The sequence below is a fragment of the Dyadobacter jiangsuensis genome, from assembly GCF_003014695.1.
In the GTDB taxonomy this organism is placed as follows: Bacteria; Bacteroidota; Bacteroidia; order Cytophagales; family Spirosomataceae; genus Dyadobacter; species Dyadobacter jiangsuensis.
Window position 1 is genome coordinate 110935 of record NZ_PYAS01000008.1, and the last position, 16207, is coordinate 127141.

The following is a 16207-nucleotide window of genomic DNA, read 5'->3' on the forward strand; positions in this document are numbered from 1 at the left end:
TCATCATGCATTACACTGAATTACAGGTCACCACCAATTTCAGCTTCCTCCGCGGCGGGTCGCACCCCGAGGAACTGGTGGCACATGCCATTGAACTGGGTTACAAAGCCATTGCCATTACCGACCGCAACACGCTCGCGGGCATTGTACGCGCGCATGCGGCCGCGAAGGGCAAGGACTTCCGCATTATCCCCGCCTGCCGCCTGGACCTGCTCGACGGCCCCAGCCTGCTTGCCTACCCTACCGACCGGGAGGGTTACAGTCGCCTTTCCGCGTTGCTGACCGAAGGCAACCTCCGCACCGAAAAAGGCAAATGCGACCTCTATAAGGCCGACGTTTTCAGCCATTCGGCGGGGATCAAGTTCATCGCGGTACCGCCGTCCGCATTAAATGAGTCTTTTGACTTTGACCCTTCCTTCGCCCGAAACCTGAAAGAATACCGCGAGGCATTGGGCAACAACCTCTACCTCGGCGCTATACGCTCGTACCAGGGCGATGATATGAAAAAACTCTATCGCCTCGACCAGCTCTCCCAACGATTCAACATTCCGCTGGTCGCGACCAACGATGTGCATTACCACAACCTGCAAAGGCGTGAATTACAGGACGTGCTCACGTGCGTCCGGGAGAAATGCACCATTTACAATGCCGGTTACCGGCTGCATGAAAACGCGGAAAGGTATTTGAAACCAGCCGCCGAAATGCAGCGACTGTTTCTAAAATTCCCGGAAGCCATCGAACGCACGCAGGAAATCGCGGATGCCTGCCGGTTTTCGTTGAGCAGTTTGAAATATGTATACCCGGAGGAGCTGACTACCGAGGGGCGGACGCCTTTACGGGAACTTGAAATTCTGGCCTGGAAGGGAGCTGTTGACCGGTTTGATGCGTGCATTCCTCAAAAAGTAGAAGATGCTATTGAACATGAGTTAACATTCATAGAAGAGATGGATTATGCTCCATATTTTCTGACTGTCTACGACATTGTCAGGTTCGCAAGGTCCCAAAATATTCTTTGCCAAGGAAGAGGTTCCGCAGCCAATTCTACGATATGCTACTGCCTTGGCATTACAGCTGTGGATCCCGTTGAAATTGACCTGCTTTTCGAACGCTTTATTTCTTCCTCCCGAAATGAGCCGCCTGACATTGATGTTGATTTCGAGCATGAGCGACGGGAAGAGGTAATGCAATACATTTACAACAAATACGGCCGCGACCGGGCTGGCATAGTCGCTACCGTTACCCAAGTGCATCAAAAAGGTGCCGTGCGGGACGTAGCAAAGGCCATGGGCATGTCTATGGATGCCATTAACCGTCTTTCGAGCTCGTTATGGGAATTTACCGATGAATGGTTTGACGGCAAGATCATTACCGAGCATGGTTTCAATCCCAATGACCCGCATTTGATTAAAATCCTTGACCTCACCAAGCAATATATGGGCTTCCCTCGCCAATTGGGCCAACATACCGGTGGTTTTGTGATTACGCAAGGTAAACTTTCGGACCTCTGCCCTATTCTTAATGCAAGAATGGAAAACCGCACTTGTATTGAATGGAACAAAGACGATATTGATGCATTGGGATTTCTCAAAATAGATGTGCTGGCCTTGGGTATGCTTACATGTTTACGCAAAGCTTTTGATTTGCTTAAAGCGCATTATAATATAAGCCACAACCTCGCAAGTATTCCTCCAGATGACAAGGCCGTCTATGATATGATCTGCAAGGCCGACACAATCGGTGTTTTCCAAATCGAAAGCCGAGCCCAGCAGTCCATGCTGCCCCGATTAAAACCAAGGTGTTTCTACGATTTAGTAATAGAGGTCGCCATCGTCAGACCCGGCCCTATCCAAGGCGATATGGTACATCCCTATTTAAGGCGACGGGATAAGATTGAGGAAGAAGAATATCCCAGTGAAGAACTGAGGAAAATTCTGGAAAAGACCAAAGGAGTCCCCCTTTTTCAGGAGCAAGCGATGAATATTGCCATTGTTGCTGCCAATTTTACTCCCACAGAAGCAGATGAGCTAAGAAGAAGTATGGCAACTTTTAAAGCCAAAGGAGTTGTATCCAGACTAAGAGATAAATTGGTGTCAGGTATGATAAAAAAGGGCTACGAAAAAGACTTCGCCGAGCGCATTTTCAAGCAACTCGAAGGCTTCGGGAGCTACGGCTTCCCGGAAAGCCATGCAGCCAGTTTTGCTTTGCTGGTTTACGTTTCTTCGTGGATCAAATGCCACCATCCGGATGTCTTTGCGGCGGCGCTGCTCAACAGCCAGCCCATGGGTTTTTACCGCCCGGCGCAGATCGTGATCGATGCCCGGAACCATGAGGTGAAAGTAAGGGAGATCGATATTAATCACTCCTTTTGGGATAATACCCTTGAAAATATTCCCGGCGAACGATGTGCATTAAGACTGGGCTTCCGACAGGTGAAAGGGTTGAAGGAGGAAGAAATGCAAATTCTGATCGCTGCCCGCACCAGGCCATTCACCCATATTCATCAATTGCTCGAAACCGGAATTTCACATACCGCATTGGAAAAACTGGCTGACGCCGACGCATTCCGGTCTATCGGCTTCGACCGCCGGCAGGCATTCTGGGAAGCCTCCGCTCTGGCCGACCGGCCTATTGGCCTCTTCCAGGGACAACCGTCGGCCAGCGCCAGTGAAGAGAATGTGCAGTTACCGCAAATGACGCTCTCCGAGCACGTCATCCATGACTATGCCGCCACGTCGCTTTCGCTGAAACAACACCCGGTCAGTTTTGTGCGCGAGCAATTGAATGCGCTCGGCGCGGTAACCAGCAAGGAGCTCGAAAATATCGGCGATGGCAAAATCGTGAAAGTAGCGGGCCTGGTACTGGTGCGGCAGCGACCGGGCACAGCCAGCGGCATTTGTTTTATCACCATCGAGGACGAAGCCGGCACGGCAAACCTGGTCGTTTTTCAAAATATGTTCGATACCTATCGCAAGGAAGTGCTGCGCTCCAAATTGCTGATGGTCGAGGGCAAGGTACAAAAGGAGAGCTCTGTTATCCACGTCGTGGTGAGTAAATGCATCAACGCATCCGGACTATTGCGAAATCTTGCGGCAAGCGGGGAACAGGAGCCCGATGTGCTCACATTGTCGCGGGCCGATGAAAAGGATGAATACGAATCACAAGCCAAAGCCCGGAAGTTACAGCCCCACAGGAACGTGCAGGCAGAAATTTTCCCGGCATCCCGGGATTTCCGGTGATCAATGCACGGCCATATCGAGGTCAATAACCTGCATTTTGTAGTTTTCGGGCAGGAGCATGTTGCGAAAAAATGTACCGACACCCAGTCGCCGGCTGAATTTGTAAGCAGGAAGCAACAAATCCACAACCCAGCCTTTCCCCAGGCCGAGCAATGCATTCACGCGCTCGGGGACGAGCCGCATTTGCACATTCCGCAGCAAATGATACCGGTACCACCCAAGATGTTTCCGGTATTGTTGGTAAAGATCAATGGTAAAATGGCTTTGGACGAGGTTTTCCTGCAAATGCTCCGCACGCATCCGCTCCCACATGCGCAGGCTCGCGGGTAGGCCTTGCACGCCCATCCCCTCGCCCACCGCGTGAAAAACGTTGAACAATTCCTCCTTCTCCGCGATGGTCAGTTTCCTTTCCAGTAGCTCAAACGAACGGATCGAATAGTCGATGAGCATGAAAAGCACGTCGCGGTAGGCGCTGTCGGGAATACGCGCATTGCGGCTCCGCTCCACGCCCTGATGTATCGCTGCAATCTGGTGAATAGCCCGCATCGCATCATCATATTCTGAGAATACGATCTGCCTCGCGTAGCCCACGGTCGAAAACAACCTTCCCAACGGGTCCGCAGGAAGCCTTCCGGTAAAATAGAGCCAGTCGACGGACTTGTTAAGTGCAAATTCGGCTGATGCCCCTGCGAAAATGAACAATATCGTATCCGCCTTTCCCCAGATTTCCCGCACAATCGAACCTTCTTCCACAAACCATTTCATACTGCTTGCCTTTTGCTCATCATCACTTCTACTCCAATCACCAATACAATGCCCAATGTATAAGCAACGATATCCGACCACGAGAAGGTCGTCCCGATGATCGTCCGGGCAAATGCATTACCTTCCAAACCGAGTATTCTGACGATTTGCAGGTATTGCAGTATTTCTATCAACCAGGAAAATACCAAAACCACCAATGCCGCCGACAGTACATTCAATCGGGTAACACCACGTACAAAGCAGTATAGCAGCACTACCACCAGCACATCGCCTCCCCAGGGCCGCACGAAATCGTCGTGCACGTAAAGCGCAATGAACACTTCAACAAAGAAAATCACCAGTGCAGCAGTTAAATAAGCCTCCACAGCGAACTCTCCGCTTCTGTCAGTACCGGCAAGATCATTTTTACTTTTATATTGCATAACAAAAAGTACTTTGTATAACAAAGTAAACTAATGCTTTTGACATAAACAATACCCGGGTCCTTCAAAAAAAGAGCCCCCGGAAACCGGAGGCCGTTTTTCAATTCACAAATCTGACTACAACATCATTTTAAATCTTCAAGCCGGTAGCCGAGAAAATCGTCGACAACCAACTTGTAATTCAATTTTTTCCTCGGACTCGCGATGTGCACGCTGTATGTCCCTGCCGCGAGTTTCGACACATCAAACCAGCGCCCGTAACTGAGATCCTTGATCTGCTCGTGGTAAATCATGCGCAGATCGCTGTCGACAATTCGGATATCGTAACTTTCCTGCGCAGGGTTTTTAAGAATGACTTTCATTTTCCCCTTCTGCACCACATACACGTTCGAAGTGGCCGTCTTCATGGTTACACTGGGTTCGGCCCATTCCGGTTCCGACATGCTCCGGTAATCTGTCCGGCTATCGGCCACGATATCATAGGCTTTCACCTTCTCTGACAACAATTCGCGCGCCATCAATTTGGCCAGCAAATCATCAAAAAGCCGGACATTCCGCCTCGACAGCTTAACATACTTGCGCGCCATTGATTCCTGGTACAACAATTGATTACTGCCGTCGAAGAACTGTACTACGGTGTTGCGCGAGTTCGGGTCGGTGTGGACCTGCCAGTAACCTTTATCGGATTCAACATAGGACTGCCCGGCGGCGAGCTGCCCGGCGGTAAGCTGCCCGGCGGCAGGTACAAAGCTGGCCAGCCAGAGGGCGGGCGCCAGCAAAAGGGCAAAGTGGATTCTTTTCGTTTTCATGGCTATCAAGGGGTGGAATATTTTTTGAACAAAAACACAAAAAGTACTCAATGGGAAGAGCTTTCCCATTCCTTTGATTGATGGCCATCAATTTGTTTCAAAGAGGACGTTTCAAATATGAAAGTTGCAGCGAATGTAAATTCTTTTCGAGATTGGGTAACAAAACAACCGAACGACCATGGTAACTATCACACAATTTGTCTATATCAAAGAAGGTAAGGAGGATATTTTCCAGCAATTCGAGTCAATGGTGCTGCCCTTGATACCCCGATATAACGGAAAACTGCTCCTGAGGCTGCGCACCGGCCCGGAGCAGTTGATAGAAGGCGAGCTTGACGCGCCTTATGAAGTACATTTGGTCAGTTTTGAATCGGAGGCGGACCTGGAAGCCTACATGGCCGACCAGATCCGCGAACAATATCTCTATTTAAAAGAGGATTCGGTACTGAAAGTAATGACTGTCAAACAGCCGTAACCCACTCAGGGCGCCGGCGGAATGTACGATGGTACAACATTCGAGACCGGCTTAATGGATTTCAGGTAAGCAAAAATGGCGCGCATATCACCGTCGGCCATATTCACGTAGTTGAACCAGGGCATTGGCGGCATGAGCGGGCGGCTGTTTTCCAGACCTTTGAACTTCCCTTTGCGCATCGCGGTATTGAACTGCTCGAACGACCAGTTACCGATACCGGTTTCGTCGGGCGTCAGGTTAGCAGCGAACGACATACCCCAGGGCCCTGCGAACGCCGTGCTCTGCCCGTTGAACACCACCCATTCACCGGTTTTGAGAATGCTTTTGTCAAACGTACCCAGTGGCTGGGCACTATTGTGTCCCGACAAAAAGCGGTCCATATCCGGTGCGGGGCCTTGCGCCGTCATTTTCTTGGGAGCATGGCAATCCGCGCAGCCCATGATGGTAACGAGGTATTGTCCTCTTTTCACAACGTCGTCTTTCGAATCGGCAACGGTTGGCTTCGACACGCTTTCAGCCGGGGCAAGCATTACGCTTTTGGGTGCTTCCCGTTGTTTTGTAAAAGCACAAATGGACCATACAGCCGCCGAAGCAGCCAAATAAACAAGTTTCATGGTAAATAGATTTAAAGTTAAAAACTGGGATCAGGCAAACCGCACCTGCTTGTCGGGCAACCTGAAATACTGATATTGATCCTGAAATATATTGGTTGGTACTTCCCGGGTAAATTCTTTAAAGTCACGGATAAAATGCGCCTGGTCTGAATAGCCAAATTTATACGAAACCTCGGCCCAGTTGGGCGTCGACGACATGCCTGAAAACGATTCATACGCGTTCCTGAAACGGATAATAGGCTGGTACATCTTGGGCGTCGTACCGTAATGGTCCTTGAAAATCCTTTCCAGCTGACGTTTGCCGATGTATAAATTCTCGCTCAGCGTATCGATGGATATTCGGCCCTGCGTTTGACGGATCAGCCGCGAAGCTTGTGAAATATGGTGCTCCTTCGAACGGGTGTTTTTCAAAAGCCCGGACAGGAACTTCTCCGTAATACGCACGACCTCTTCCATGTCCTGTACTCCATATACGTCGTCCACGAGTCTGTTTATCTCGCTTCCGAAATAGCTCTCGACATCGGTGAACTGGTTGAACAGCGGCGCGATTGGTATCCGGAACAATTCCAGCGCACTTTCCGGCCGCAGCCGTATCCCGAATTTCCTGCACGACCCGACCGTTTTCCATTGCACGGCATCGCGGTACAATCCTACCAGGAACGCGGGCGGTAACTTCTCCCACTGCCCGTCGAAAAACGCATTGCAACGGTTATCATCCAGGTGAAGAATCAACTCCAACGTACCGAACGGCATGCAGCGCTGTACCGGCGACTCACACTCGCCCACCGTTTCGAACCGGTGTAGCCAGTAGCACTCCACATAGGGCTGTAATTCGGCAGATGGTTTAAATTCCTGATAACCTGAGCTCATCGTTTGCGAAAAGGGCTTTTACATTGACGCTACAAAACTAGGCTTATTCCTGACGCCTGTATTGTAAAAAAGCGACATCCCACTGCGAATTACCTAAAAACCAATGCATTATTGGATATTGCAGTTAGTAAGCGGTGTTGAAAACTCGCAAAGTGCCGGAGGCACGTCCGATTTTCTAACCCGGGCCTTCAGTCCCGGGTACCCAAAAGCTCACCAAACACCCCTAACGCCCCCGAACCGCAATGCAAGGCCCCCCTGTCTCAGTATCGTGTCCCTTTGCTTTAATCAACCACATCAAACCCCTTTCCATGGTTCAGCACCACGTGCGTGCTCACCGCCCTGCCTTCCAGCTCTATAATGCGGTAGCCATAGTACCGGCTGTGGATCACAATTTCCAACGGATTCTTTTCCATTTGCACTGATGCCGCAGGCGTCACGTATTGGGTAATGTTCTCTTCCTTGGTAAAATCGTCGGTATGATAATGCCCGCAAAAAATCGTGACCTCGCGCCCGCTGCGCACGAGCACTTCTTTCACCGCATCGCGGTTCAATAATGGGTATTTAAAATCTACGGCCGTAATGACCTGCAAAACGGGATGGTGAATAAAAAGCAGCACGTGTTTGGCCGTAACCAATTCATTTTCCAGCCATTGCAATTGAATCGCGCTGATGGAATCGGACGAAGAATCGAGGAAAATGTATTTAAAATGCTCATCCTCCGTGGAATGGAACATTTCAGGTTTCGTTTTCAGATACTCCGGAAAATAATGCGGCTTAATGTCGGCAAACTTGTCGTGATTGCCTGGAATAACTGTAAAATGAAAGTCTTTCAGCAATGCAAAAAATCGCTGGTAGGCATCCGCATGTCCGATATCACCTGTAAAAATCACATCCCGGATCCCACGCGCACCCACATCCTGCAAAATCAGTTTTAAGTTCGAATCCGTATCAGCCCCATGCCTGGCCGACCATTCCTCCATCAAATGAATATCCGTTATCTGCGCAATCTGTTTCATAGCTGTCAGTTTGTTACTTCAAATTTCGTCAGAAAATTCCTGCAATAACTGATCCAATCCAGCGATTTACGAGGTGCCAATATCATGGTAATGGAGTCAGATGTTATCTGGAATAGGCAGGTATTGTCGGAGATAGATAAGTGTACTGTTCCTCGCTATCAAGTTCCTGCTTGATTTTTTTGAGCCGAATAATTGAGCTATTCGGCTCAAATTTTATCTATATTTGAGCCGAATAAGATTCCTATTTGGCTCATGACTTATATCTGGCAACATCCTGAATGGCCTGAATTCCTATATGACTTGACCGGCATGGAGGATCTACTATTCGTTTTTGCCGAAGAAACGGGGCATATCAGTGGAATTTTAAAGGGTGCATCTAATGCGCTTCAAATTGAAACGCTGATCAACACACTTGTTGCCGAAGCCATCAAAACTTCTGAAATCGAAGGCGAGTTCCTGAGTCGGCAAGACGTAGTTTCCTCTATCAGAAACAACCTTGGCATTCCGCAAAAACCAGAACCCGTCAAAGATCGCAAAGCGCAAGGCGCTGCCGAGCTTATGGTGAATGCGCGGAATTCCTATGCAGAGCCACTCTCGGAAGCAATGCTTTTTTCCTGGCACAACACACTCCTGAAAGACAGTAAAACCATCACCACCGGTGCCTGGCGGAAGGATACAGCTCCTATGCAGGTGGTTTCCGGCTCAATAGGTAAGGAAAAAGTGCATTTCGAAGCACCTCCTTCCGAGCGCGTAGCTGTTGAAATGGCGCGGTTTATCGAATGGTTCAATAATACCGCGCCAGGCGGCTCGAAAGAAATCACCAAAGCGCCTGTTCGCTCGGCCATTGCGCATTTGTATTTTGAAACTATTCACCCTTTTGAAGATGGTAACGGTCGGATCGGGCGCGTAATTGCCGAAAAAGCCTTGTCGCAAACACTCGGCAGGCCGGTTACGCTCAGCCTGTCGCGGACCATTGAAGCGAAGCGTAAAAAGTATTACCAGTCACTGGAAACAGCACAAAAGAACATCGATATTACCGCGTGGATTCGCTATTTCGCACAAACCATTGTCGACGCCCAGGTCGAGACACGGAATATGCTGGACTTTACCTTGAAGAAAACCCGGTTTTTCGATCAGTTCAAGGATTTACTCAACGACCGGGAGGCGAAAGTTATCCAGAAAATGCTCGAAACCGGCCCTGATGGCTTCGAAGGTGGCATGACTGCAAAAAAATACATGTCGATCGCAAAGACTTCCAAAGCCACGGCTACGCGTGACTTGCAACACCTGGCAGAAATTCAATGCATTGTCTCTTCCGGCGGCGGTCGCAGTACCAGTTATCGCCTAAGTATTCCTGAAAATTGATTTTTATCTCTAACTTTCCCACCCTTTAATACCTAAAAAATTTATGAAGAAAGTATTCCAAACCAACCTGTACCGGATTTCCCGGAACTTGATGCTCTCAGCAGGTGCTCTGCTGATGGCAACCTTTTCGACCAAAGCTGACAATGCTCCCCTTGCCTCGCCGATCGAAGGGCGCTGGGACATTTCCGTAGATGCGAACGGCAAAGTATTGCCGTCGTGGCTGGAAGTGCGCCACTCAGGCACCAAAACGCTCGTAGGCCAGTTTACCGGTTTCTCGGGCAGCGCGCGGCCTATTTCCGTAATCCATTTCAAAGAAGGTAAATTCGATTTCGCGATCCCGCCGCAGTGGGAACGTGGGGAAAGCGACCTGAAAGTGGAAGGAACCGTTTCGGGCGATGCCATTACAGGGTCATTGACCACACCCGATGGAAAGACGTACAGCTACAAAGGCGTACGCGCGCCGTCGTTGCGCGGAAAAGCTACACCCGCCTGGGGAACGCCGATCAAACTGACGGCCGGCAACGAAATCAAGGGATGGCACGCAACCAGCGAAAACCAGTGGATTGCCGAAAACGGCATTCTCCGCAGCCCGAAATCGGGTGCTAACCTGGTTACCGACCAAAAATTCAATGATTTCAAACTGCATATCGAATTCCGCATTCCCAAAGGCAGCAACAGCGGCGTGTACCTGCGCGGCCGCTACGAAGTGCAAATCACCGACGGCAAAGGCATGGAGCCGGCCCTCGACCAGATGGGCGCCATCTACGGTTTCATTACGCCAAGCGAAATGGTAGCCAAAGAAGCCGGCGAGTGGAACACATTCGATATCACATTGGTGGGCCGTATGCTTACACTCGTGGCGAATGGCAAAACGGTGATCAGCAACCAGGAAATCCCCGGCATTACCGGTGGTGCATTGGACAGCAATGAAGGCGAAGCGGGCCCGCTTTACATCCAGGGCGACCACGGTCCGGTTGAATACCGCAACATCGTAATCACACCAGCGAAGTAACCAGCCAGGAGGCAACCATTCAACAGCCGCTACCCTGCCCTTTTCAAACCCATATAATGACTGCGCAAGGGCGTATCGAAATGCTCGATTGCGTAACGCAGGAGGGTTCGGGGCATGGTAGCGGCATATTTATCCAGAAACTTCTGCAACTGAGCCCGGTTCACTTGTCCGGCGCTCCTCAGCATCCAGCCGGTAGCTTTGTGAATAAGATCTTCCCGGTCGTTTAACAGCAGCTCCGCGATTCGGAAAGTATCTCCGATATCCCCTTTTCGGATAAAATGACCCGTGGCAACGATGGCCGTCCGGCGTTCCCAGATATTTTCGGACACCGCCAGTTTGTAAAGCACATCTCTCGGCTCTCCCGAAACATATAAATACCCTCCTACTACATGCGGCGCGCAAATATCCACGAGATCCCAGTTATTGATCCGGTGCGTGTTACGCAAATACAACTCATATAGCAGCTTCCGCTGATCCAGCGTGGTCTTTTTACTTCTGGCCTGCTTATCGATAATGCTCAATGCACCCGTGCGGATTTCATGAACAGGACTTTGAAGCAGCACCTCGATTTCCTCCAAAGGCATATGAATATAGGCTTTCGCCATTTCAAAAATCTGCCCCATACGCACGCCCATGAACACATCGCCCTCGCCATATTGCCCCTCGCCGGTTTTAAAATAGCGCATCAACTTCATGGCCTCAACCGGTGAACGGAATGCTTCGATGTGCTCAATGAACTGCCCGGCCGTTGGATTCAGCGGTTTTTCCCTAATTAATTCGATGGCTGCCATAGATATGCTGTTGAAAGTGCTTTTCTCAAATATAACGATATAAAAATGATCAAATCATAACCCTCGGGTAACAACCGGTAACGGTACCGCCGGTAATTTTGACATCCTAAACTCACCGATTTAATGGATTCGAGAAGAGACTTTCTTAAAAAAGCGGCCCTGCTCGCGGGCACGGGCGCAATGGCGAACACACTCCCGCCGGTTATACAAAAAGCCCTGGCCATCGATCCCGCACCGGGCAGTACGTTTTACGATGCCGAGCACATTGTGTTCCTGATGCAGGAAAACCGCTCGTTTGACCACCAGCTGGGTATGCTGCAAGGTGTGCGGGGTTTTAACGATCCGCGGGCCATCGACCTGGCCGATAAAAACAAGGTCTGGTTCCAAACCAACAAAGCGGGCGAAACTTACGGCCCTTTCCGGCTCAATGTGAAAGATACCAAAGTGGCATGGATGGGCTCCATTCCCCACGGCTGGACCGACCAGACCGACGCAATGAACAACGGCAAATACGACCGCTGGCTCGACGTGAAAGCGCCCCGCAACAAACAATATGCGCATATCCCGCTCACCATGGGCTATTGCGACCGTTCGGACTTCCCGTTCTACTACTCCCTGGCCGATGCATTCACCGTTTGCGACCACAATTTCTGTTCGAGCATCACCGGTACACACCCGAACCGCTATTACTGGATGACGGGCACCGTGCGCGAGAAAAACGAACCCAACGGCCTCGCGCATTTGTGGAATATCAGCAATTACGAATACCCCGAACTCGAATGGAAAACCTACCCCGAACGCCTCGAAGAGCACGGCATCAACTGGAAAGTGTACCAAAACGAGCTCACAATGGGTTACGGCCTCAAAGGGGAGGAAAGCGCGTGGCTCAGCAACTTTGGCACCAACGTGTTGGAGTATTTCAAAGCTTACAATGTGCGGTTCCATGAAGGCGGGATCGCCAATCTTGAAAGCAAACGGCAGACGATAGTCCAAACCATTGCAGACCTCGAAAAAGAGGCGGCTAACGATTCCCGCGTGGCCACAAAACTTGCGGCAGCTAAAAGGTTATTGAAAAACATCGAAACAGCCCAGACCAAATTTAACAAAGACACTTACGCCAGCCTTTCAGACAAGGATAAAAAACTGAATGACAAGGCATTCAGCACAAACATCAAAGATCCCCATTTCCATGAGCTCACTTCGATGCAGTACTCCGACAATGGTACCGAAAGGACATTGCAAGTGCCCAAGGGAGACGTGTTCCACCAGTTCCGGGAAGATGTGAAGAATGGCACACTGCCCACCGTTTCATGGCTGATGCCGCCTGCGCATTTCTCCGATCACCCGGGTGAGCCGTGGTTCGGGCCGTGGTACGTGAGCGAGGCGATGGAGATTTTGCTACAAAATCCGGAGGTTTGGAAAAAGACTATTTTCATCGTGACCTATGATGAAAACGACGGCTATTTCGACCATTTGCCACCCTTTACGGTCCCAAATCCTTATAAAGAAAACACCGGCAAAGTATCAGCGAGTATCGATCCGAAAATGGATTTCGCGCTGGCTGACCAGCAAACCAACCCATCGGCCAATCCGGCCAGCATCCGCGAAGGCTCTATCGGCCTCGGTTACCGCGTGCCGATGATCATCGCCTCACCCTGGTCTAGAGGTGGTTATGTCAATTCCGAAGTATTCGACCACACCTCGTCACTCCAATTCCTGGAAAACTTCCTGGAAAAGAAGTTTAATAAAAAGGTCCACGAAGAGAATATCACCCAATGGCGGCGCACCATCTGCGGCGACCTCACGTCGGTGTTCCGGCCTTACAACGGGGAAAAAATCGAAAAACCGGTTTTTCTGGAACAAAAGCAGTTCATCGAAAGCATTCACCAGGCGCAGTTCAAACAGGCTCCCGAAAATTTCAAAAAGCTTGGCACCACCGAATTGGCTGAATTGAATAAGGATACGCGAAAGTCGGCACTATTTCCGGTTCAGGAAAAAGGCGTGCGCCCTGCCTGCGCGCTGCCGTACGAACCGTTCGTGAATGCGCAGCTTAGTAAGGGCGGAAATGCATTGCAGCTGTCGTTCAAGGCGGGCAATCAGCTTTTCGGTACCAGGGCCAGCGGTATTCCGTATCGTGTGTATGCGATGAATCCATACCGCAAAGAGGCGCTCCGCTCCTGGGATTACAGCGTCGCTGCCGGCGACAAACTCACCGACGACTGGCAACTGGCCGACTTTGAAAACAATGCCTATCACCTGCGCGTTTACGGACCGAATGGTTTCTACCGCGAATTCACCGGCAATGCAGCCAACCCGAAGCTGAAAGTGAGCTGCGAGTACGAGTTGAAATTCTCAAAACCGACTGGTAATGTGGTGGTAACAATCGAAAACCTGGATTCCAAATCACATGAAGTATCCATCGGGGATAATAGCTATAAAGCAGCTGTTAAGAACAAAACTTTCGCCGTCGGCGGCAAGGCTTCGCTCGTGCTGGACTTGGGCAAATCATTTCAATGGTACGATTTCAGCGTCAAAGTGAAAGGTTATGACGATTACGAAGAACGTTTCGCTGGACACGTCGAAACCGGCGCCGTTACGAAAACCGACCCGCTGATGGGTGGCGTTGTTTAACCAGGATTTGTTGTTGCATGCCTACGGCATTTGGAAATCGTGTCGCAAATATGTTTGCTACCAATATTACGTGCCTAACGGCACTCGGCGACTGTCAGTTTCAGTCATGTCGGACATTACCCGACGGAATAACCTGCGCAGTCATATGACCGGACCGTAAAATCGCGTTAGCGATGCAAATTTGGTAGAAAACAATATGCCAATATAGATCACCGAAATGCCATAGGTATGTAACAACAAAACGGCCGGAAAACACGAATGCTCCCGGCCTCATAAATTTTGTCGATGAAATGTAATCTGACTGCTACTTTTTAAACGGAATCATTGCACGCACCCGCTCGTCGCGCAAGTACAAGCCCGCCCACACAAGGACACCGAACCCGGACGCAAAATACAGCGGCTGCCCTGCGCGCACCATCACCGCGATCGCCCCGCCGAGGTACCCGGTGATCAAAATGGCTCCCAGAATGGATGTGCGGGGAATAATATAAAGGATGGTGGAGATCAGCAGCGCGATCCCGATGCTCTGAACCTGGTCTGCCGGCCAGCCGAGCGCAACGGAGCCTTCCATATGATGCGATTCTTTGAATACTTTCCCTAATGCATCGAAAAGGAGAAACAAAATGCATAATGCGCTGATGATCTTGCCGGTGAGCGCGGCCTTATCAATACGAGTTTTTGTGACTGGGGGAACGAATGCAGCTTCCATGATTTCTTTTGGTTTATAAAGGTTTTGTTTGATTGATTGGTTGATACAAAACTAATAGGTGCCAAAAGGTTGGGCGCTGTGTAAAAACGGCAGTATTAGGGGGCGTTTGCGCCACCGTCAGAACGTTATATGTATAATTCGACACAATTGGATTCGTTTCTACTGCGTTGTAGGTTACAAAAAGTAGAAATTATTAGTAACTTGCTTATATCTGAAATTCAAACGTAGCCCGCAAAACCTGAAATATGAAAGAACCGATCATGCAGGATCATATCCTTGCAGCAAGCATCCGAAATGGCGACATACCCTCTTTTACAAGGGTTTACGAAACCTATCACGCCTATTTGTTCCGCTTTGCATTACGGTTTTTGAAATCCACAGAACATGCCGAAGAAGCTGTACACGATGTATTCCTGAAATTATGGGAGAATCGCGATGGATTGAATAATGAGTCTTCGCTGAAATGCTACCTGCTTAAAATTTGCAAAAGCCACATTTTCCACACGCTTACACGTGCGGGCAAGGAACAGGCTGTGCTGCAACTTTGACCATTCCGAACCGGGCCAGATCAATGGATAAAGAAATTCATATCAGGAACCTCGTTTACAAATACATCTCGAACCAATGCGATGGGCACGAGCAGGACGAACTGCTCCGACACCTGCAAACGCCGGCAGGCAAGTGGGTTTTTGATGAAGTAATGACCTCGGAGGCTGGTAAAATCTTTACAAAAAGCGAAGAAATCGAACCGGCGGTATCCAGCCGGCTCCTGGGACGCTTGCGGCAAAGTATGGTCGCAGAAGAAACCCTGAACGAGCAGCCGCTCCCGTTCTACCGTAAGGGTTCGTTTATACAAATTGTTGCAATTACTTTGGTACTCCTGGCTGCACTGGCCGCTTACTGGCTCATGGCGTGAGTCGAACTACTCCTACTTTTTGAGATACTCATCCGTAAAATGCGTTCGGGCTTTGGGTTGGGCGAATTTCTCGCTATTGTAGTCCTGCGATCTGCCGCGCGGGATCGAAAGCGATGCCCATTTTTTATCCAGCGCCATTTTCCCTATAAATACGATCTGCCCGACATGATACGGATAATGCGCCAGTTGCCGGTTAATGGCTTCCATTACCGAATGCCCCTGATTCCGAATGTAAACAATGGTGTCCCAGTTCGACGCATTCAGTGAGTCGAGGGCTCCGAAAAGACAGCTCCATCCCTCATTCCATTTCGCCAGAAGATCGCCCCGGTTACTGATATCATTCTCGAACTCGGCTTCACGATTGCGCCATTCTTTTTCCCCGTCAGTTGTCAGGAAATCAGTCCAGCGAGAGCACATATTACCCCACAAATGCTTCACAATGGCAGCAATGCTATTGCTTTCCTCATTGTATTTCCAGAAAAGCTGTTCGTCGCTGAGCTGCGCGATCGTCTTTTCACCCAGCATTTTATAGTATTCAAACTGTTTCCTGACGCTTTCGATGTATTCCTGAGTCAT

General features: G+C 49.9%; 16 protein-coding genes. 7 read left to right on the forward strand and 9 right to left on the reverse strand.

The window, feature by feature from the left end:
• The first annotated feature begins 5 nt into the window (after positions 1 to 5).
• The gene (locus CLV60_RS17395) at positions 6 to 3236 is read left to right on the forward strand and encodes an error-prone DNA polymerase (protein WP_106596650.1); all 3231 of its coding nucleotides are present in this window, start codon (positions 6 to 8) and stop codon (positions 3234 to 3236) included.
• On the opposite strand, the gene CLV60_RS17400 is transcribed toward CLV60_RS17395, so the two are convergent.
• The 3 genes from CLV60_RS17400 to CLV60_RS17410 form a co-directional block, all read right to left on the reverse strand.
• Complete coding sequence (locus CLV60_RS17400) at positions 3237 to 4001, reverse strand: oxygenase MpaB family protein (protein ID WP_106596651.1); 765 nt, start codon at positions 3999 to 4001, stop codon at positions 3237 to 3239.
• Positions 3998 to 4423, reverse strand: a complete 426-nt coding sequence (locus tag CLV60_RS17405; RefSeq protein ID WP_106596867.1) for a ribosomal maturation YjgA family protein — start codon at positions 4421 to 4423, stop codon at positions 3998 to 4000. Before CLV60_RS17405 ends, CLV60_RS17400 begins: the two co-directional genes overlap by 4 nt.
• 125 nt (positions 4424 to 4548) lie before the next feature.
• A complete protein-coding gene (locus CLV60_RS17410; RefSeq protein ID WP_106596652.1) occupies positions 4549 to 5232 on the reverse strand; it encodes a T9SS type A sorting domain-containing protein in 684 nt (227 codons plus the stop codon).
• 178 nt (positions 5233 to 5410) lie between these two features.
• Here CLV60_RS17410 and CLV60_RS17415 point away from each other — a divergent pair, with 178 nt between their 5' ends.
• Complete coding sequence (locus tag CLV60_RS17415; RefSeq protein WP_106596653.1) at positions 5411 to 5707, forward strand: DUF1330 domain-containing protein; 297 nt, start codon at positions 5411 to 5413, stop codon at positions 5705 to 5707.
• A gap of 5 nt (positions 5708 to 5712) precedes the next feature.
• Here the strand turns inward: CLV60_RS17415 and CLV60_RS17420 are convergent, their stop codons facing one another.
• The 3 genes from CLV60_RS17420 to CLV60_RS17430 form a co-directional block, all read right to left on the reverse strand.
• Positions 5713 to 6321 (reverse strand): c-type cytochrome, encoded by a 609-nt coding sequence (locus tag CLV60_RS17420; RefSeq protein WP_106596654.1) that lies wholly within the window; start codon positions 6319 to 6321, stop codon positions 5713 to 5715.
• A gap of 30 nt (positions 6322 to 6351) precedes the next feature.
• Positions 6352 to 7191, reverse strand: a complete 840-nt coding sequence (locus CLV60_RS17425) for a helix-turn-helix domain-containing protein (protein ID WP_106596655.1) — start codon at positions 7189 to 7191, stop codon at positions 6352 to 6354.
• A gap of 281 nt (positions 7192 to 7472) precedes the next feature.
• Positions 7473 to 8207, reverse strand: coding sequence for a metallophosphoesterase family protein (locus CLV60_RS17430; RefSeq protein ID WP_106596656.1), 735 nt, complete (start codon positions 8205 to 8207; stop codon positions 7473 to 7475).
• A gap of 252 nt (positions 8208 to 8459) precedes the next feature.
• On the opposite strand from CLV60_RS17430, the gene CLV60_RS17435 reads away from it, so the two are divergent.
• Both CLV60_RS17435 and CLV60_RS17440 read left to right on the forward strand, forming a co-directional pair.
• Positions 8460 to 9572 carry a Fic family protein gene (locus CLV60_RS17435; protein WP_106596657.1) on the forward strand — a complete coding sequence of 371 codons (1113 nt, stop codon included), beginning with the start codon at positions 8460 to 8462 and terminating at the stop codon, positions 9570 to 9572.
• A gap of 43 nt (positions 9573 to 9615) precedes the next feature.
• A complete protein-coding gene (locus CLV60_RS17440) occupies positions 9616 to 10584 on the forward strand; it encodes a 3-keto-disaccharide hydrolase (protein ID WP_106596658.1) in 969 nt (322 codons plus the stop codon).
• A gap of 29 nt (positions 10585 to 10613) precedes the next feature.
• Here the strand turns inward: CLV60_RS17440 and CLV60_RS17445 are convergent, their stop codons facing one another.
• Complete coding sequence (locus tag CLV60_RS17445) at positions 10614 to 11375, reverse strand: DNA alkylation repair protein (protein ID WP_106596659.1); 762 nt, start codon at positions 11373 to 11375, stop codon at positions 10614 to 10616.
• 123 nt (positions 11376 to 11498) lie between these two features.
• Between CLV60_RS17445 and CLV60_RS17450 the strand changes: the two genes are divergently transcribed.
• On the forward strand, positions 11499 to 14006 hold the full coding sequence (locus CLV60_RS17450; RefSeq protein ID WP_106596660.1) for a phosphocholine-specific phospholipase C: 2508 nt from the start codon (positions 11499 to 11501) through the stop codon (positions 14004 to 14006).
• Between the two features lie 304 nt (positions 14007 to 14310).
• Here the strand turns inward: CLV60_RS17450 and CLV60_RS17455 are convergent, their stop codons facing one another.
• Positions 14311 to 14715 carry a DoxX family protein gene (locus tag CLV60_RS17455; protein WP_106596661.1) on the reverse strand — a complete coding sequence of 135 codons (405 nt, stop codon included), beginning with the start codon at positions 14713 to 14715 and terminating at the stop codon, positions 14311 to 14313.
• A gap of 245 nt (positions 14716 to 14960) precedes the next feature.
• On the opposite strand from CLV60_RS17455, the gene CLV60_RS17460 reads away from it, so the two are divergent.
• Complete coding sequence (locus tag CLV60_RS17460) at positions 14961 to 15263, forward strand: RNA polymerase sigma factor (protein ID WP_106596662.1); 303 nt, start codon at positions 14961 to 14963, stop codon at positions 15261 to 15263.
• Between the two features lie 23 nt (positions 15264 to 15286).
• Positions 15287 to 15631 carry a hypothetical protein gene (locus CLV60_RS17465; protein ID WP_106596663.1) on the forward strand — a complete coding sequence of 115 codons (345 nt, stop codon included), beginning with the start codon at positions 15287 to 15289 and terminating at the stop codon, positions 15629 to 15631.
• A gap of 12 nt (positions 15632 to 15643) precedes the next feature.
• On the opposite strand, the gene CLV60_RS17470 is transcribed toward CLV60_RS17465, so the two are convergent.
• Positions 15644 to 16207, reverse strand: coding sequence for a DUF1572 domain-containing protein (locus CLV60_RS17470; RefSeq protein WP_106596664.1), 564 nt, complete (start codon positions 16205 to 16207; stop codon positions 15644 to 15646).